The 19609-nt window shown below is 43.0% G+C and carries 13 protein-coding genes; 6 read left to right on the top strand and 7 right to left on the bottom strand.

Annotation, left to right across the window (positions count from 1 at the left end; genetic code table 11):
- Nucleotides 1-357 precede the first annotated feature (357 nt).
- The 5 genes from ABWV55_RS00865 to ABWV55_RS00845 all read left to right on the top strand — a co-directional run bounded on the left by ABWV55_RS00865 (nucleotide 358) and on the right by ABWV55_RS00845 (nucleotide 6416).
- On the top strand, nucleotides 358-3102 hold the full coding sequence (locus ABWV55_RS00865; RefSeq protein WP_353292781.1) for a valine--tRNA ligase: 2745 nt from the start codon (nucleotides 358-360) through the stop codon (nucleotides 3100-3102).
- A 129-nt stretch (nucleotides 3103-3231) separates the two neighbouring features.
- A complete protein-coding gene (locus ABWV55_RS00860) occupies nucleotides 3232-4206 on the top strand; it encodes an ATP-binding cassette domain-containing protein (protein WP_353292780.1) in 975 nt (324 codons plus the stop codon).
- Nucleotides 4206-5003, top strand: a complete 798-nt coding sequence (locus tag ABWV55_RS00855) for an ABC-2 family transporter protein (RefSeq protein ID WP_353291891.1) — start codon at nucleotides 4206-4208, stop codon at nucleotides 5001-5003. Before ABWV55_RS00860 ends, ABWV55_RS00855 begins: the two co-directional genes overlap by 1 nt.
- The gene (locus ABWV55_RS00850; RefSeq protein ID WP_353292779.1) at nucleotides 5003-5794 is read left to right on the top strand and encodes an ABC-2 family transporter protein; all 792 of its coding nucleotides are present in this window, start codon (nucleotides 5003-5005) and stop codon (nucleotides 5792-5794) included. The genes ABWV55_RS00855 and ABWV55_RS00850 overlap by 1 nt, the downstream gene beginning before the upstream one ends.
- Before the next feature lies 1 nt (nucleotide 5795).
- The gene (locus tag ABWV55_RS00845) at nucleotides 5796-6416 is read left to right on the top strand and encodes a TVP38/TMEM64 family protein (protein WP_353291890.1); all 621 of its coding nucleotides are present in this window, start codon (nucleotides 5796-5798) and stop codon (nucleotides 6414-6416) included.
- A gap of 8 nt (nucleotides 6417-6424) precedes the next feature.
- On the opposite strand, the gene ABWV55_RS00840 is transcribed toward ABWV55_RS00845, so the two are convergent.
- The 4 genes from ABWV55_RS00840 to ABWV55_RS00825 form a co-directional block, all read right to left on the bottom strand.
- The gene (locus ABWV55_RS00840; protein ID WP_353291889.1) at nucleotides 6425-6679 is read right to left on the bottom strand and encodes a hypothetical protein; all 255 of its coding nucleotides are present in this window, start codon (nucleotides 6677-6679) and stop codon (nucleotides 6425-6427) included.
- A 225-nt stretch (nucleotides 6680-6904) separates the two neighbouring features.
- Nucleotides 6905-8974 (bottom strand): NAD-dependent DNA ligase LigA, encoded by a 2070-nt coding sequence (gene ligA / locus ABWV55_RS00835; RefSeq protein WP_353292778.1) that lies wholly within the window; start codon nucleotides 8972-8974, stop codon nucleotides 6905-6907.
- Nucleotides 8967-9389, bottom strand: a complete 423-nt coding sequence (locus tag ABWV55_RS00830; protein ID WP_353291888.1) for a hypothetical protein — start codon at nucleotides 9387-9389, stop codon at nucleotides 8967-8969. Before ABWV55_RS00830 ends, ligA begins: the two co-directional genes overlap by 8 nt.
- 113 nt (nucleotides 9390-9502) lie before the next feature.
- Nucleotides 9503-9760 (bottom strand): hypothetical protein, encoded by a 258-nt coding sequence (locus ABWV55_RS00825; protein ID WP_353291887.1) that lies wholly within the window; start codon nucleotides 9758-9760, stop codon nucleotides 9503-9505.
- Between the two features lie 150 nt (nucleotides 9761-9910).
- Between ABWV55_RS00825 and ABWV55_RS00820 the strand changes: the two genes are divergently transcribed.
- Nucleotides 9911-10399: a hypothetical protein gene (locus ABWV55_RS00820; RefSeq protein WP_353291886.1), complete on the top strand. Its 489-nt coding sequence runs from the start codon at nucleotides 9911-9913 to the stop codon at nucleotides 10397-10399.
- Nucleotides 10400-14778: 4379 nt separating this feature from the next.
- On the opposite strand, the gene ABWV55_RS00815 is transcribed toward ABWV55_RS00820, so the two are convergent.
- From ABWV55_RS00815 to mnmG, 3 genes are all read right to left on the bottom strand, one after another.
- A complete protein-coding gene (locus tag ABWV55_RS00815) occupies nucleotides 14779-15360 on the bottom strand; it encodes a chorismate lyase (RefSeq protein ID WP_353291885.1) in 582 nt (193 codons plus the stop codon).
- A 459-nt stretch (nucleotides 15361-15819) separates the two neighbouring features.
- Nucleotides 15820-15972 (bottom strand): hypothetical protein, encoded by a 153-nt coding sequence (locus ABWV55_RS00810; protein WP_353291884.1) that lies wholly within the window; start codon nucleotides 15970-15972, stop codon nucleotides 15820-15822.
- A 23-nt stretch (nucleotides 15973-15995) separates the two neighbouring features.
- Nucleotides 15996-17930 carry a tRNA uridine-5-carboxymethylaminomethyl(34) synthesis enzyme MnmG gene (gene mnmG, locus ABWV55_RS00805; RefSeq protein WP_353291883.1) on the bottom strand — a complete coding sequence of 645 codons (1935 nt, stop codon included), beginning with the start codon at nucleotides 17928-17930 and terminating at the stop codon, nucleotides 15996-15998.
- Between the last annotated feature and the right edge of the window lie 1679 nt (nucleotides 17931-19609).

Raw genomic sequence — 19609 nt, 5'->3', positions numbered from 1 at the left:
TTGCCTAGAATGATTTAAGCTTGCTTTAAAATTAATATTACTTGTTTTCGACTCAATGAATGTAGGTATTCTGTAACAATAGAGAAAGACACAGTTTAAATAAAATGTCGAATACTCTTGATTTGACTAGTTATTGCTTGCATTAATCTATGGAGTTTAGCATAGTCTGTATTGTAATAGCAGGCTTAGCCTAGTATTATCGTTGTATCCAGACAACATTGGAATATTGGTGAGCATTATTAGTCTTTTTATCTAAGTTGTCTGTATTTAGGCTAAGACTCTTTAATTCAGTCTTGGTTATTTTGTTTAGGTGTGCTGATTCTTTGCGAGCATGGTCGAAATATTGCGCCGTTAGTTGTGTCCGAACTAGCTAAGACGTATGACCCGGTAGGCATAGAAGCCCGATGGCAACAGGTTTGGGAAAAGTATGGGGCATTTCATCCAGACCCAACCGGAAAGGGCGAACCGTTTGCTGTGGTGATTCCGCCGCCGAATGTCACTGGCAGCCTCCATATAGGCCACGCCTTTAATACCGTATTAATTGACACGATAGTTCGCTATCAACGTTTAGTCGGCAAAAATGTTCTCTGTCTTCCTGGCACCGACCATGCATCAATTGCGGTTCAGAGTATTCTCGAGAAGCAGTTAAAAAAAGAAGGCAAGACCCGTCATGATATTGGTCGTGAAGCATTTCTTGAACTGGCCTGGCGCTGGAAGGCTGAAAACGGTGAACGTATAGTTAGTCAATTGCGCCGTCTAGGGTCTTCGGTCGACTGGCAGCGCCAGCGCTTTACCCTTGATGAGGGGCTGAGTGAAGCGGTGAAGGAAGCTTTCGTGCGCTTGCACGAACAAGGTCTCATTTACCGCGGTGAATACTTAGTTAACTGGTGCCCGGCTTCTGGTTCGGCTGTAAGTGATTTAGAGGTGGAGATGAAAGAAGTGGATGGTCACCTTTGGCATTTTCGTTATCCACTTAGCAATGGTGAAGGGTATCTTGAGGTAGCGACCACCCGGCCAGAAACAATGTTCGGCGACACGGCGGTAGCAGTGAACCCCACTGATGAGCGCTTTGCTCACCTTGTTGGTGCTACGCTTAACTTGCCGTTTACCGGGCGTCAGATCCCAATCGTTTCTGATGACCACGTTGAGAAAGAATTTGGAACTGGCTGCGTCAAAGTGACACCGGCTCACGACCCCAATGACTTTGTGATTGGTCAGCGACATGGATTGCCGCAGGTCACAGCGATATGCAAGGACGGCACAATGAGTTCGGCTGCCGGCCGATTTGAAGGATTGGACCGCTTCGAGGCCCGCAGTGCCGTTGTAGCAGAGCTAGAGGCAGAAGGGTTATTGGTGAAGGTGGAGAATTATCGCCACAGCGTACCCTACTCCGAACGAGGCAAGGTCCCAGTAGAACCCTTGCTTTCTACCCAGTGGTTCATCAAAATCGAGCCTCTAGCCGCCCGTTGCAGAGAAGTTTTCGATCAGCAAGGTCCTCACTTCGTACCAAAACGCTGGAACAAAGTTTATAGCGACTGGCTCACCGATATCCGTGACTGGTGCATCAGTCGCCAATTGTGGTGGGGTCATCGCATTCCCGCTTGGTTTGTAATAAGCGAAACTGACTTTCGACACACTGACAGTACGCCATATATTGTGGCAAGAAATGAGACGGACGCATTAGCAGAGGCCAAAGTACGGTTTGGCGCCGAGGCACGTGTCAAACAAGACGAAGATGTGCTCGATACTTGGTTTTCTAGTGGGCTTTGGCCGTTCTCAACGCTCGGCTGGCCTGATACTGACGCTCCTGACTTTAAGCGCTGGTATCCCACCAGTACTTTGGTGACGGGATTTGACATTATCTTTTTTTGGGTGGCTCGAATGACAATGATGGCCGGTGCCTTTACCGGCAAGATGCCTTTCAAGGATGTGTACGTTCACGGACTGGTACGGGATGAGCAGAACCGCAAGATGAGTAAGAGTCTTGGCAACGGTATCGACCCACTGCTACTGACCGAGCGCTATGGCACTGATGCTGTTCGTTTTGCTCTCGTACGCGAGGTTGCTGGTACCGGTCAAGACATTCGTCTCGATTATGATCGCAAAAAGAAATCTTCTCTCACTCTAGCAGCCTCTCGGAATTTTGCCAACAAACTTTGGAACGCTACCCGATTCGCCTTAATGAGCTTGGGAGGTGATACACCGGCGCAACTAGGCGACCCGGACCCCTCAGCGCTGCAGCGGGCTGATCGCTGGATCTTATCGCGCTTGGCACGAGTTAACCGAGAAACTTCGTTACGCTACGACCATTATAGCCTTGGTGAGGCAGCGAAGGGTTTGTATGAGTTTGCCTGGAACGATGTCTGCGATTGGTACCTTGAGCTGAGTAAGCGTCGCTTAAACCCAGGAAAAAACCCTAGTGCTGTAGCCTTGGCTGATCAGCGCACCGCTAAGCAAGTGCTGGCCAAGTTGATTAGCCAGATAAACCTGATGCTACATCCGCTGATGCCCCACCTAACAGAAGAGCTTTGGCACAGCATCACGGCGGAGTCTGAGACCAATTTGCTCGCATTGCAGCCTTGGCCAGTGGTTGATAACGCATCGCTTGATGATGCTCTTGAGGGGGCGTTTGAAGAGTTAATTACTGCAATTCGCGTGGTGCGTAATTTGCGGGCCATCGCTGGGCTCAAGCCGTCTCAATCCGTACCAGTGCGTTTTGTTACCGAACGCGCTGACCTGACGAGCATTTTAAGGCAGGGCATTGCCGATATCATCGCCTTGACCCGAGCTGAATCTGTTGTATTGATGACGCCTGCGGAGGCTGAAGCAATGCCGGTCGCCAAAGTCCTGGCATCAGTGAGCGGTGAATTACAAGTGCTGCTTCCAGTTGAAGGGCTGGTGAATCTTGAGGTGCTAAAAGGACGTTTGGACAAGGACCTTGTCAAGGCTGAGAGAGAAATCAACAATCTCGCTGAACGCCTCGGCAATCCAAACTTCGTTGATAAGGCTCCGCCGGCGGTGGTGGCGCAATGTCAGGCCAACCTGGCGGAAGCAGAAACCCAAGCCGCACTCGCGCGTAAACGACTGGCTGATTTGGTTTAAGCAAAGAGGCGGTGTAGACGTCCGGGGTTCTGGCCCAACTGTGCAGTTGTCAGCTTAGAAAGTTGGTCTTACGTCGGCTTCCCTTAGCGTCAGTTGCATCGATACAGCGATGACAGAGGCGATTCTATTGTGATCGAGGTAGAAGGGCTCAGCAAAATCTATCGAGTGGCTGATAAGCAACCTGGTCTAGCAGGAACTCTTGGCCATCTCTTTCGACGAAGGTATCGAAATATTGTGGCGGTTCACGATGTTTCATTTCGGGTTGAACCGGGTGAAATGGTGGGTTTTTTGGGTGCCAATGGTGCCGGAAAAACCACTTTACTGAAAATGCTTTGCGGTTTAATACACCCCAGCGCTGGCTGGGCGAGGGTAGCTGGACACAAGCCGCAGTGTCGTCATCGAGATTTCTTGCAACGTATCACTTTGGTGATGGGCCAGAAACAGCAGTTGATATGGGATTTACCACCACTGGATTCATTATATGTCAATGCCGCGGTGTACGGAATCAATGACCATGTCGCTAAACGTCGCATTGATGATCTGGCCGACTTGCTGGAGCTTGGGGAGGAGCTTACCCGTCCGATGCGCAAGCTATCCTTAGGTCAACGTATGAAGGCGGAACTTTTAGCCGCCTTATTGCATAAGCCTGAGGTGTTGTTCTTGGATGAACCGACATTGGGTTTAGATGTAAATGCACAGGCCCGCATACGTCAGTTCCTGTCTGAGTACAATCGGAGGACTGGTGCTACGGTGCTGCTGACCAGTCACTACATGGCTGATATCACCGCGCTGTGCCCTAGGGTGTTAATGATCCACCAGGGCTGTTTATTTCATGATGGCCCTCTTGATCAGTTAATTCTTGCGCTTTCCCCGGATCGAGAGGTGCGGCTCGAGCTGGAGTCTCCTGTTTCAGCTGATGCGTTCGCCGGCTTGGGCTTGGTGGAAAGCCTACAGGGGGCTGTTGTTCACCTGCGGGTGCCTAGAACGCAGCTCACCACGGTGGTGGCTGCATTGCTGGAACGCCTCCCCGTTCTTGATCTGGAGGTCCACGATCCGCCGATTGAAACCTTAATTGGCAAACTGTTCCGCCAAGGGAAGCTGTAATGCGTTTGTTTGGCCTCAACTGTCGAATTGTAGCGGCAATACTGGGATCACAGTATGCTCACATGCTCGAGTATCGCGCTGAGATTGCGTTGTGGTCGCTATCTGGTGTATTGCCATTGATCATGCTCAGCGTTTGGAGTAGCAGTGGCATCCGCACCACACTTGATATGAATGACGTAGCCCTAGATCGATATTTTCTCAGTGCTTTTTTGGTACGCCAGTTTTCCGTTGTTTGGGTGGTTTACGCCTTTGAAGAGGATGTCTTATTAGGACGCTTATCGCCCTATCTTTTGCAACCCTTACATCCGCTTTGGCGTTATGTGGCAGCTCATCTTAGTGAGCAGTTCACTAGATTACCATTTGCGGCAGCAATTGCTGCGTTGTTCTTATTAATTCAGCCAAAAGTATTATGGCTGCCTGGACCAGGAACACTTCTTCTCGCCTGGTTGGCAACATGGATGGCTTTTGCAATTGCTTTTCTGCTGCAGAGCCTGATTGCGGCACTTTGTTTCTGGAGCGAGAAAGCTAGTGCTCTAGAGCGGCTGTTGTTTATTCCGTTTGTGTTTCTATCAGGCTTATTAACGCCATTGACCGCTTTCCCCCCTGCAATGCAAGCAGTAGCGCGGTGGACGCCATTCCCCTATCTGATCGACTTTCCAGCGCGTGTTTTGGCTCAGCGACCAGTGGATTGGATGGCCGGATTTTGTGCTCAGCTGATTTGGATTACACTACTCCTACCGTTGGCGTTATGCCTTTGGCGGGCTGGTGTGCGCCGCTACAGCGCGATGGGGGCGTAATGAGGCGTTATTGGCAAACGCTAATTTGTTTCTGGGGTACAGCTTTAGCGATGCAAGCAGAATATCAGGTTAATCTGTTGATTGAGCTTGTGGCGATTGCCCTGAGCCTTGGGGGCAGCTTGTTTACGTTGTCGCTGTTTTTTGGACCTGGGTATTCTCTAGGCGGTTGGAATTGGTCCGAAGCACTGGTGGTGCAGGGTTTCTACACAACCCTTGATGGTATAGCAAACGCCTGGTTACGTCCCAACCTCGGTTCAATTGTCACTTATGTAAGGGAAGGTACACTAGATTTTGTTTTATTGAAGCCAGTTGATAGCCAGCTGTGGCTATCTCTCCGTTTGATGGCACTTAGCGGGTTTCCTGAAATTGCCTTAGGCTTGTTATTAGTCGGCTGGGGCGGACTCCAGTCAGGCGCAGAAGCGTCGGTACAGGAGTTGCTAACTGTAGTCCTGATGCTGTTATCTGGCACGACAATACTGTACTCAATTTGGTTTTTAGTTGCGGCCACCAGCATTTGGTTTGTAAAAATGTGGAATGCTACTGAAGTTCTAAGGACGCTCTTGGCGTCTGGGCGTTACCCAATTAGTGCGTATCCGGTTTCACTACGTTTGCTGTTTACGTTTGTGCTGCCGGTGGCTTTTCTTACCACGGTGCCAGCGGAGGTGCTACTCGGTCGCGTTGTAGCAACACCGATGCTGCTACTAAGTTTGGCCCTAGCTTGTATCTTTTTCCTTTCAACGCGAGCGTTCTGGCTGTTTGCTTTGCGCCATTACACTTCTGCTTCCAGCTGAGATGCTTGATTGGTCCCATTGGCTTGACGCAGCCTTACCGTTTCTACATTCTCCCTTAGGAGTGGCCATATTCATTCCACTCTACGCCTTGTGGGTAACACTACTCCTACCAGGGGTCTGGGCCTCTATACTTGCGGGAGTGCTTTATGGCACCTGGTGGGGTAGTCTAATTGTGTTTATCGGCGCCTGCTTAGGGGCTGAGGCCTCCTTCTTTTTAAGTCGCTGTTGGTTGAAAGGTTGGGCAAATGAACGTTTGAAGCATTTTCCCAAGTTACAAGCTGTCGAAAAAGCGGTAAGTAGCGAAGGACTCAGGCTCGTCGTGCTAACGCGATTGTCGCCAGCATTTTCCTTCTCTTTGCTAAACCTAGCTTATGGCCTTAGTAATGTCAGCCTACGTGACTACAACCTGAGCTTAGTAGCAATTTTACCTAGCACGGTGATGTTTTGCACTTTAGGCGCCTTGACAGGAGGAAGAACCAGCCCTAGCGAGATGCTGGCCCCAGAAGTGTCAGCGTGGGCGTGGACTTTCAGAATTGTGGGGGTAATGGCCACAGTAACAGCAGTCTGGCTTGTGGGTCGAGCGGCTCAGAAAGCATTAATTAACGAGGAGGTTGATCTCTAACTAACCCGTTAGGGGAAGCGATTCGGACTGGGAAGAGACCAATCCCTAGCTGACGCAATCAGGATAAACCAAATCAGGTGAAATCGAGCACCGGCGCCTCGGCGTCGCTGAAGTTCAGCCAGTTTGGCACGACCGCAGTCGGTTTTGATCCAATGATGTATCTTGAGCTGAACCATGGTTTCAGTGACGCCGTTAATTTCATAGTGAAATCTGAGTTGAGAGTATTCCCGATGTGAATACAAACCGCTCGATGCTGTAACCAATCCTTTTGTTGGCTATGTCCATTTTTGAATCTGATTGAAACCCATCACCTGGTTAAATCGTTCACATATTCATTAAGATTTGATTAACATGTTTGGTTGTGGTTTCACTAGACTTGAATGAGTAACTAGTCGCTGCTAAGCAGATTAACATAAGAACTAAGGCAAGCTTAGATGAAGTGATCTGTGCGTTGTTGAAAGATTGGGATGGGTGGGTAAGCATCTGGTTCATAAATCAGGATGTTCATTTATTGAGTGTGGCTTGTTAAGAAGATCCTGCAGTGATGCTTCATCCAGAACTGTGATCCCAAGGTTTTTAGCCTTTGAGAGTTTTTTTCCGGCTTCCTTGCCCGCCACGAGGTAGTTGGTTGTTTTGTTGATAGAGCTAGATACTTTTCCGCCTGCTGCTTGGATTAGTTCTTTGGCTGCACTGCGACTAAGGCTCGGCAGGGTGCCTGTAATGGCAAATGTTTTAGATAGCAGCGGACCATTACTTATAGAATGGTTAAGGTCGTTTATTTTTTCCTTATCTGTCACTCGCAGTGTCAATCCGACACTTTTAAGCTCATTGAGAAGCCTTTGATTGTTTGGATTTTTGAGCCATTGGCGAAGATCCTCACTAATTTCGCTGCCGATGCCGCGCAGGTTTAAAATACGTTCTGGATCAGTAATCGCCGCTGTTTGGAGTTCCTCAATGCTAGGGAATTCTGCAGCCAGGACTTTGGCATTCACCTCACCAATGTGGTGGATTCCAAGTCCATAGAGCTGCCGATGCCAGGGCTGTTGTTTTGATTTCTCTAGAGCCTTGATGAGATTAATGGCGGACCTTTTCCCTATGTGCTCTAAGCCGGATAGAAGGGTGCTGTTGAGTCGATACAAATCAGCAACGGAATGAGCTAGTCCTTGGTACACGAGTTGTTCGATCAGTTTGATACCAAGTCCATCAACATCAAGTGCGCTTTTACTCACCCAGTGGATTAGGGCACCCCGTAAAATTGCTGGGCAGCTATTATTGACACATCGCGTCGCCGCCTCATTTTTTCCCCGGACCAGAAGTGACCCGCATTCCGGGCAGCTATTGGGAAGGCAGGCAATCTCAGCATTGGGAGGGCGCAACTTCGCAAGGACAGTCACGACTTCGGGAATGATTTCCCCAGCTTTGCGAACTACAACTGTGTCATTAATGTGCAGGTCGAGCTCAGCTAGTCGGTTAGCGTTATGAAGAGTGGCGCGGCTGACGTTGGTACCAGCGAGGTTGACTGGTTCAAATTCAGCGACAGGGGTAATAACGCCAGTTCGGCCAACTTGTACGGCTATTCGAAGCAGGCGACTCGGAACTTCCTGTGCCGGGAATTTTAGAGCAATGGCCCAGCGTGGTGATTTCTGGGTGCAACCTGCCTTATCCTGAAGCGCTAAACTATTCAGCTTCGCCACCACGCCGTCGGTGGCATAGGGAAGCACATGACGTTTCTGTTCCCATTGGACCGAAAAGCTGTTGATGCTCATAAGGTCCGGACAAAGTGCTCGATTGGGATTTACGCGGAAGCCGGCTCGCTCGAGCCAGTTTAGAGCCTCCCATTGGCTCGCTAGTCTCTGGGAGGAAGGCAGGTGCAAAGTGTATGCAAAGAAATCTAGCCGACGTGCTGAAACCACCTTTGGGTCGAGTTGGCGCAGGGTACCGGCGCAGGCGTTGCGGGGGTTTGCAAACAGAGCTTCACCACGGGCTTCGCGCTCTGCATTGATCGCGGTGAAAGCAGCATCTGGGATAAACGCTTCGCCACGCACCTCGACCCAATCTGGTGGCTGGTCGATTTGAAGGCGCAGGGGGATCGAACTAATCGTACATACATTAGCGGTGATCTCCTCGCCTTGCTGACCATCTCCTCGGGTCGCTGCTCGTTCAATTACCCCTTGGCGATAGCTGAGAGCGAGGGCGTTGCCGTCGATTTTTAACTCGCTTACCACCTCTAAGGGACTGCCCAGGGGAAGATTAAGCGCACGCAACAATCTTTGATTCCACGCTTTAAGGTCGTCATAGTTGAAGGCATTATCGAGGCTGAGTAGCCCAATCCGGTGCTTGACACTTGTGAATCTCTCGGCTGGAGACCCCCCCACTCGTTGCGTAGGGCTATCTGGGCTTAGCAGACTTGAATCATTTTGTTCAAGGTTCAGCAGTTCTCGGTACAGGCAGTCATAGACTGTATTCTCCATAGTCGGAGCATCGAGAACGTAGTACGCGTGAGCGGCCTGGTTGAGCAGGCTGCGCAGTTCCGCAGCCCGTTTGCTCTGATTAAGCATTGACCCGGTTGATGCGGGCAATGCGCCAATTGTCGTCAACCTTGGTGAAGGTGAAATCGAGCGGTAGTTCGTTGCTGCTGTTTTCTGCCTTAAGCTTCACCACAAGGGTCAAGTCACCTTCTTGGATACGGGGACGTCCCGATTTGAGGTTTCTAAACTTGTTCAGTTTTAGATCAGCCAGGAAACGGATGAATTGTTGGCGTGTTACGTGTTGGCGGTAGGTTTTGGTGGTGAGTAAATAGGCCGCGTCAATGCGGCCGGCAGCCACTTGAGTGAAAAACTGTTTGATGAGCGGGTTAATGCCGCGAGCACTAAGCACTAGCTTCACCGCGGTATAGATCCAGAAAAGTAGTAAGGCGCCACCGCCTGCAAGTAGAGCCTTAACACCAATGTCGCGAACTAGACTGAGCGCCATCACCAGCTTTCAGAGCATGGACGAGTCTGCCTGACCGCCATAGGGCGCCGTGAATTTACCTTTCTCGTGAGCTCTTGCGGTCCTTACTGTCACTGCTTCATTAGGCGAATCGTTCATAACGCCGTACATAGGTTTAGTCTGTAACGTATAGTTACGTTGGGGTGAAGAGCACAACGGATGAATTGAGTACCATCCGGTTTTCGCCGAGTAAGAATTGTAACGGCAAAGTCGATCAATATCGGAATCGTTACGGTCTGTAGCTTAGGCGGATTTATTATGATGACGATACGCAAGGCCGCAGCGTTCCATCTACATCCCGGACAACCGGACTCAATATTGTGCAAACAACGGTCCCCTTGCTGCCATCGCACTCGCGATGTGATCAGTCACTGCTTTTGTCGCAATTAAACACCTACTGTGGGGACTTCGGTGTCTAAGCTCTTTGGTCATTATCCTAGCTCTGTGGAGCCGTCATACCTAGCTAGTATTCCTAATTTTATTCTAAAACAGAGCCTCTTCAAATGGAGGAACGATACGAACGATACCGTCCAGAACGACCCCATGATCTTAGAGATCGTTTTTTGCATCGCTGGTTAGGGACAGGCCGTCAATTAATCGATGGATTTGCCGGTCGGCGTCCAGGGCAACGACGCCCGAGATTGAATCTCGACTCTTTTGGCCGGTGGGTTGGGGGCAAGGTTGATTGGCTATTAGAAGAAGAGGACGGTTGGCGTGAACCTTGGCAAGAGGCTTCGCCGCGACCACTTAGCAGAGCGAAACGCCCGCTCCAGGCCATCTCTCGTCGATCTCAACGACGAAAATCGGATTCCTCGGTCCTACTGGCACCATCAACGTCATTGTCATTTGACGACTGGCCCGATGAAGAACTCTTTAGGTTGCAGCGTCAACAGCGTGCATTAGGTCAACGATCGCCTTCTGGTGTGAAGTCTCAAGTCCTCCCACCTTTCTTTCAGCGGGGCTTACCTCGGTCTAGCCGCCGCTCTACTTAACATATCTCCTAGATTTCGTTGCTAGAGTAAAAGCCTTAACTATTTCTAGAGAGGATTTAAAACAGTCGTAAAACAAGAGCAGTTTGGGTAGAGCTTGTCGAGGTACCAGTTGCTAGTGGGAAAACAGAAATCCAGAGCTGATAAATGCCTTTAATCAGGTGATTAAAGGCATTTATCAGCATAAAATCATTCGTATCCATCAAGTGGCGCAGCATTGTGGGTAATTATCTAAACAACAGTTGAGGTTAAATCTTTTGTAAACTAGATGTGGCATGAGGGGTTAACGGAGTCTACACAAATTGCAGTTTTCAAGTAGCATCTAATTGATTTAACCATCGAGAAGGGTTAAGCGTTAGCCACTATAGTAATTAAGATGCTCGTCAGGAGTATCCAAGAATAGTTTCTTAATAGAGAAAATATCAAATAGACGCTGGCTGATCTAGCACAATACCAGACCTAAGCACTGTTTCCGTTTCCCCTATTGCTAAATATGAACTTACGCAAAACAGAGCTAATTGATTTAGCTCGGCATTATGTTTGATTGGATAACCGTGATCTAGTAATCACCAAAAGTTTGAATTAGGATGCCATGAAAGCTATCAAGTGGTGGATTAAATACCAAGCCAAGTAGAGATAGAGTAATGCTAATCGAACAAGAGTTTGTATAGACGTTGAGGAAATATCAGCAGTAATTGGCTGGATTAAGGCTGAATACAAAAACAGCATCAGTGTTTCTGATGCTAAAATACTGACAATAATATTCATAACAGCAGTTTGGAGCGGGTATTTGAGGAGGAGCCAGAGTCGCGTTGGTTCATTTCTCAACTAGATATACGTCTAGAAACATTCGTTCTTAAGTAATGCTATTACTATAGATCACATCCTTCCTTATCTAACTGTAATCTAGAGAACATAGAAATTATTGGAAACCTATGCTAAATCGATATGATGAGTCAAATTTTATTTTGCTAGCAGTTAGCATGATCAAAAAATAAGGTAGGGAGAGAGGCTGCAAAGGTGAGTGTATCGATAAGTAATGGCTCTTTTAATAAAGTTTTGTGATGTATTAATCATTTTAGTCCAAGCATGTTGAAAGCAAATTTTTTAGCAATTCTAAGTGATTAGCTCTATTTTACTCAGAAGTCATATAAATAATGCCAGCGTTCATTTAGACCACCCGGTGGATTAAAAATCATTCAAATCAATACTAAATAGATGCCTTACTATTTAACGAGATATAGATGAACATAATATAATAAGGAGAATTGATTGATAAATATCAAATAGTTTGATGAAAACGGATGAGATTAAATACACTAAGGTTGTCAATAGTAATGTAAATAACTTGATTTAGAAGTGATTTCAGGAAGAGATAAATCACTGGAATTCATCGACTTGAAATTGAATAATAGTAAAACTAATGAAAGTCAAATAGTCAAAGATATAGCTGATCTAAAAAATCAGCTTAAATGAATAAGTTATAAGAATTCAGACTATTTCATCAAAAAATCAAAAGCATTTGCTTATTTTAAGGTATTAATAATAATGAGGTGTTGTATCTCACAATAGGGCAGTTTTATAGTCATCTAGTTACAGAAATTCTGTTAGAAAAGCTAAATAGTTAGAAGATAATAAATCTGCTATTTAGATAGTTATTGCCCAAGAAGTTCAAAGCAATGTTAGAATAGAAAAGTGTAGATATTTAATGCATTAACTTATTTCCTGAAAATCTAAAGAAATTTTATGATGCTTAAGTAGGCAAACGGATTTTAACCTTATGGCATTTGATAGTTTCAATAGCAATTTTTTCAAAGGGAAGATTGTGAGGCTGAGATAATAGCAATTACTTGTTCAGAATATTAGCGGAAGTATTTATTTGATACTTTAGCTGAACTCAAAGGAAGTAAATATTTCAATATCTCTATTTTTTAACGAAGTATGATCCTAAAGAAGATTCAAAGCATAGAAACATTGCCACAAACATATTACTGCATATTTACATTATATTGAGCTACAGATGCTGAAAAAAATCTAGAATAAAGGAGCAAAAATATTATGATATTGAAAAATTTGCTAAAGCTATCATCCTTGATAAGCACAAAAACTTAATTCCTTTTAGCCTTAATCTGGAAAAGGATGTCTTAATAATTAAGTTTTATTTTGATGCAGCTTACTAGTACTAGTTTTTTTATAACTACTTTGAATAAGTTAGGTATCTCTTTTGATGTAAATTACCTTTTGACTTTTTAATACAGTAACTTAATTGAAGTCAAATGACTAAAGAAAAGTACTTTTCTTCTCTCATTTTCTCTCAAAATTCCTATAGCTTGAAAGGCTTTTGATCTAAAATATTGGTATTATATTTACTCTACAGATCTAGCGTATCCATAGATTCTTGGTTTACCATACATAAATTCAAACTAATAGACATTAGAATTAGTTATTCCAGAGAATGTTAGAATGTGCAGATCGAGTTTAACCTAAGTTACTTATGCTAAGTTCTTCCTGCATTTTATTTTTTGTTCGATAAGTTAAATTAATACTAATTATATCTAGATTGTTTTAGTTAGCAGATAATGTATCTTTGTGCCTAATATTTTGATTAAGATTACTTAAAAGCAGGGTTAGCTCAAATGGAATTGGGAGACTTGGTTATCCATTTATACATTATTTAACTCTTCATTAATTGTAAGTTTTTTATCAAAAATTAGGACTATTTTAATGAGTCTAATTACAAGAATTGTAATCTCTATTCTACTAAATCAGATTATTTGTAAAAGTGATGTACTTCCAACTAATTTTGCTTGCTTTTCCTTTAATTTTTCAGACAATATTGAGAATAAAATCACTTTTAAATACTTCATTTCTCAATAGGTTAGGAAAAAAGTTTCCACTAATATAAGTTAGACTAAAAATTTAGTAATTCACGGAATTATGTTTGGTTACAACTAATCTGCTAAGTATCTTTAATTGTACTTATCTTTGTTAGAGATTATTTTATTAGCATTAGTCCTCTTATTTCAAGAATATTTATTTAACCTTTATAGCAAGTTTTTAGCCCATATTATTTGTTATTATTTATGAGCCTTCTAGAAATAAGACCTCTAATATCATTTAGTTATCTCAAATCACTTTTCTTGGAGACTTTAAATTATAATTCGGTACTTATTTAATTAATCTAATATTTTTTAATTTTACCAAAAAATCGCTATTAAAATACAAAATACTAGAGTATTTATACTGCTTAATGTTATTTTTAAAAATCCTATTTATTCAAATAAATTTAGAATCAAGTTGTACAAGTTTTTTTCAGGTCAGCATTTATATGGGAGAGAGTTAAGAAATTTTTAGGGAAAAACTTGTACTTTCTAAAATAATAAAATTATATACTATGATATAGATCTTTAATTAGATTTTTTGTCTTTTTTGCCGAGCAAAATTATTATACATTTTAATTATTTTATTTTCAATCCTTCGTAATGTAGATAACATTATTTTTAAATATAAAATGTTCATTTTCTAGGTATAAGAAACTAAAATCTAAAGTCTTATTTCCTAAAGTTAAGGCTCTTACTTTATCGATCGATTCTTTTAATTACTGGTTTAGTTTATATATCCAGAACTTATCAAAATTGCAAAAGATTATATATTTAAGTTTGCTTGATATAATTTAGTCAACATCTAAAAGTTTGTTCATAGTGTTTTATAAAGTTTCTTCCCTTGTTTAATTTTTAGGAAAAATTTTAGTTCCAGACTTTATCTGAAAACTTCGTACTTTATCTTTATTCTAAATTTGCGCTGACTTTATTTATAGTATCTTTGCCAAGATACCTAAAATAAATAATCCCAAGGTAATTGGGCTTTTCTTTCTTGTCTCTAGAGAAAAGATAAAAGATTTAATAAAATTATGGATAGATCTACTCTGAGATTATTTTTATTTACTAACTATCTTTCAAGATATTCCTAGTCTACCCTAATTCGTCTCTATAATTATCCTCGTATTTGAATAGTTAGTCACTTGCCTGCGCCGTAATTCCTAGATCAGTGCCTCACTAGATTTGGTTAATTTTACTAGCTAAAATTTGCTGTCGATTCCGATGACTAGATCGCGATTCTATTCTTGTCATTGTTGTAGATCTCGAAAGACAATCAGTTGCAGCTATCTGTAGTCATTGTGTAATTATCGATCACAGTGAGTCAATGATTCAAGATATCTGTGTAGCCTTTTAGTCATTTGCTTTTATGAATTAGAAATAAAGGAAGTTTGAAGGAAGTTCGCCTGCATAAATTGCAAATAAAAAATGTTTTTAATATCTTTTTAAGCTAATATAGACTGTCAAAAGCTATTTTACATGGCTGAGGATTTATTAATAAATTAATTACTTTGTAGCCAGCTTTTGGCGAAGGGCTAAGGTTGAGCCTAGCCAGTTTTCTAGTTGTGGACTAAAAACCTCACGGATTACCGTGAGGGCTACTCCGCTTCGAAAGAAGCGATAGTGGCGACTCCAAAATGGACCGCAGCGGCCAAACGTCTGTTGTAGCCAATCCGCTTCCACAAGAGCAAGTCCATCTACTTGGCGAAACAGTTCTGATCTTCCTCGGGTGAGATTTGACCAAATTGGTTGGTTACGGTCTTGCAAGTGCAATTCTGCTTCAGTTTGATTCCACCAGCTTTCAGCCCAAGCCAGTGGTATTCCTCCGCAAACAAGCCACACCTGGCGGCGCAATAAAGGGGCCTGTAATTCATGCACCTCAACGGGAGTATAAGGATGACCATTTTGCTCTGTTTCCATGGCAATCAGATCAACGGTGACCGGTTGACCTGTGAGAAGACGGAGATGACGCGTTGGGCTGCCATCCCCCAGTAACATGAGCCGCCAACCTCCCGGCAGTTGCCGCGGCCCACTAGCGTCTAATAACGTTGCTGTGGAAGCCTGCCAAAGAGGACGGGGCGAGAGCAATAACTTAGATATTCTACTCAGAATACTCCCCCAGTGAGCTGAAGCAAAACGCTGGTCGTTTTAGCGGGTAGCGGCATTGGATTCCTCGGTGAGTTTACAGTTTTCGACTTTTCTCAAAGCTTTTGTTCGTGCTAGCGGAAACATAAAGTCCGGTCGATTTTTAGAATTACTTTGTTGAGTTGTTTGTCTGAATCTTTGAATGATGCGGTTGAGCTGGAAGCATCTCTATATCCTGGGGCCAAGATGATGTCTTTTCAACCAATAAAGTCTCTATGGCTATTGATGGAATAGTCTTAACCTCGACGGTATGAAATGTTCAAATCGCCCGGTGCACACTGTTGACAAAAAGAACAGAATCGGTTTTGGAGTTAAGCTCGTTTACTTGGAAAGCATCAGGTTCTACTGCCGTCATAAAGCAGTATTATGAGGGAGTGTTAGCTGTTTCATAAAAGGCATTGGCTAGGGAATTTCATAAGCGAATATTTCTGACCCCAGTTGCGTCGCTGTTGCTGGGCTAGATCTGCCCGCCGTCAACCCAATCGGTATAGAGCGGCTGGTTTTCGCCATGTAGTGACTTGATTCCATTTGCTCATTACTGGAAACGCAACCCATGACCATTTGTTCCTCACGCAATGCTAAGCAACGCTATCGAAATGTGCAGTGGGGGCAAGGGTCCGGCGTTTCTGAAGCTCTAGCCACATCAACAGAGCTGTGATGTCAGCCTGGCTGACTCCTGGAATATGCGATGCTTGTCCCAGGGTGCTAGGCTGAATGCAAGCAAGTTTTTCCCGTGCTTCGCGGGATAGAGTGCTGATATTTTCGTAGTCTAAATCAGTAGGAAGTTTACGTTGACTTTGGCGTTGTACCCGTTCAATTTGTTGTTGTTGGCGTCGTAGATAACCGCTGTACTTGATGTCGATTTCGGCACCTTCTCTTATGGGAAGAGATAGATTTGCGTCAGCCAAACCATGGCGCACAAGATCGGCAGCATGGACACCCGGTCGGCGTAAAAGATCCGCTAGAGTAACTGAACCTTTGATTGAGGCGCCCGTTTCCTGCTCCACAGCCGACGCTGCTTGATCACTTACCTTGAGCCGCGTCGTTGCAAGCCGTTGCTTTTCAGCCTCTATAGCTTGCAGCTTGTTTTTAAACAACTGCCAGCGTCGGTCGTCAATCAGACCTAATCTATTGCCTAAAGGAGTGAGACGACGGTCAGCATTGTCTCCACGCAAGGTTAATCGGTATTCACTACGACTGGTAAGTACCCGATAGGGCTCGCGTAGGTCTTGGTTCACGAGATCGTCTATCATGGTGCCGATGTAACTACTCTCGCGAGGGAAATGCACTGGTTCCTCACCGCCGATCAGGCGGGCAGAGTTGATGCCGGCCACGAGTCCTTGAGCTGCAGCTTCCTCATAGCCAGTAGTGCCATTAAGTTGGCCCGCGCTGAATAACCCCCGCACCCGTTTGGTTTCTAAAGATGGCTTGAGTTGGGTGGCAGGTAAGTAATCATAATCAACAGAATAGCCCGGTCTAAGCATCACACATTGCTCTAACCCCGGAAGGGTACGTAGCAACTGCAGTTGGATCGGTTCCGGCAGGCCGGTCGAAAGGCCCTGTACATAGATCTCCGGGGTATCGCGGCCCTCTGGTTCCAAGAAGATTTGATGGCTATCCTTAGCGGCAAAGCGCACGATCTTGTCTTCGATCGAGGGGCAGTAACGCGGCCCCTTGCTGTCGATTACACCTCCATAGATAGCAGTGAGGTGCAAATTATCGCGGATAAGCTGATGAGTTGCTTCTGTGGTGTGGGTAATATGGCATCTTGTTTGCTTGCCACTTACCCAGGCAGCCGGATCGAAGGAGAAGAAACGGTCGGCGGCATCGCTGGCCTGTTCTTCTAGCCGATCGAAGGCGATGCTACGGTGGTCAACACGAGCTGGGGTACCAGTTTTGAGCCGGTCGGTGTGGAAGCCCAGCTGTTGTAGGGCCGTTGTTAAACCTTCTGCTGCTTGTTCTCCCGCACGACCTGCAGACATGGATTGGTGGCCTACCCAGATGCGACCACCGAGGAATGTGCCTGCGGTGAGGACTACGGCTTCGGCTTTATAAACACTGCCGAAATAGGTGTGGACGCCGGAAACACGTAGCCGATCACCTGTGCTCTGGATTTCAAGGCCAGTGATCATCGCTTCACGCAGAGCAAGATTCGGAGTGCGCTGCAGCAATTGCAGCATTTGATGGGAATACAGGCGTTTATCAGTTTGAGCGCGTAATGCCCAAACGGCTGGGCCGCGACTGGCGTTAAGAATGCGCTTTTGGATGGCGGTGGCATCAGCAAGGCGGCCAATCACGCCACCAAGAGCATCGACCTCGTGCACCAGCTGACTTTTGGCTGGACCACCGACCGATGGGTTACAGGGTTGCCATGCGACACGATCAAGGTTGAGGGTAAACAACGCTGTGTTGAGTCCAAGCCGCCCTGTAGTGATAGCTGCTTCACAACCGGCATGTCCAGCCCCGACGACGATCACATCGAAGGATTCAGTGGGAACGATAGTAGAGCTCATAGATTCATTATCAACTATCCAACTGGATATAGTAAAAGTGCATTTTACTTAAATTCTCTGCGTTAAAACTCTGACCAAAAAGATAAGCATATCAATGTAGGAACTTTTTCTACTCAATCAAGAATATAAATTGGCTAGTCAATTAATTTCAAACATATGTTAATGAATCGATATTTATAATTATATCTAATTAGATTTATCCTAAATAGTTTTGAGATTTATTCTTCGATAAAATTTGACATAGAATAATTTACAAAAGTTAATTATTTGTTTAACAATTATAGTCTTCAAATCCTGATGATTTTATTAGTTAAAAATATGATCTAATCTTATTATATATTCTATTATAGTTTTCTATTATTAATTTCTATAAAATATAAGTTCCTGTAACTATCCTAAAACATATGAAATGTAGTAATCTTTTATCTCTTCAAAGCTGAAATACTATTTTATATATGATTAAAATTACATGCAAAAGCATTTGAACTGATTCTATTAATTAGGTTATTATAATCTTTTAGTTATAAAAACATACGTTAAATAATGATTTTTATTTCAAAAAAATGATCTTAATCTTTTAAAAGTGAAAAAATTTAATGCTTTTATGCAAACTTAAATGTCTATTTTTTATATCTTTAAAATTAGCTAAGTTAATAATAATTAATTAAACTTTTTAATTTTTTTATTAATTTGTTATTAAGTAACAAGTCAGTTTAATAGTTTTTTGACTAAAATTACGTTTATATTTTCAATCAATTATTATATTAATTAAAAAAATCTGACATAGTACTATATATAATCAAAACCTCTAAATAACTAGAATATTAACTTAATTAGATATCAATTCTAGAATAAATATAAAACTGCTAAGAACATATTTATACCAAAATTTTAGGTATTATTGTTTTCAACATTTTGATTGACCTTCTCTACTAAAATTAGAACTAAACTAAATCCTGACTTATTAATATTAATGATTTCCATTATGAGATCTATATTTTACGTATTTTTGCTATTATTAGCTCTGATATAAAATATGGATTTGAATATACTTATAGTTAGAGAGTTTACTAACGGCAAAAACAATTATTACTGTTATATTAATATAAGAATATTAGGTTTATTTAAGTAGTTATAAAATAACTAAAAAGTTTTTATTAATTTTCTGCTAAATAAACTTTTATCGATAGCATTAATTCTGCTACAGATATGATAGTTATCAACAAAACTATTTTATTAGAATTTATAGTTAATTAGTTATTATCTTATTGAAAGCTTTATTTCAAAGTGTGATCTAATTACTAAAAATATAAAGTTGAAAGTAATTAAGTTTTATATGATCTAAATTTGTGGTGGTAATAAAGTTAATAAAGCTCAAGTAGTGGTTAATTTTATTACCTTATTAGAAAATAAAAAATAATTGGTACTAAAATTAATAACTAAAATAATAATAATAATAAAAACTATAATTATTTCTGCTCTATTGACAATTGCTAATTGTGAATTATTTTTTTGATTATTCGTACCTTGTGATTTAATTCTAGTAAATTTTGTAATATTTATTATTGATAGTGTATTGTAAATAATTTTATGATATAGATTATCATTGCTTTAATTATATCCGTTATGAGTTTAATTTCATTAAGTTTATAATTGATGTCTATAGTATAACTGACGAT

Source organism: Synechococcus sp. M16CYN (assembly GCF_040371545.1).
GTDB lineage: Bacteria > Cyanobacteriota > Cyanobacteriia > PCC-6307 > Cyanobiaceae > Parasynechococcus.
The sequence above is the reverse complement of the archived record's forward strand: the minus strand, read 5'-3'. Positions and strand labels throughout refer to the sequence as shown.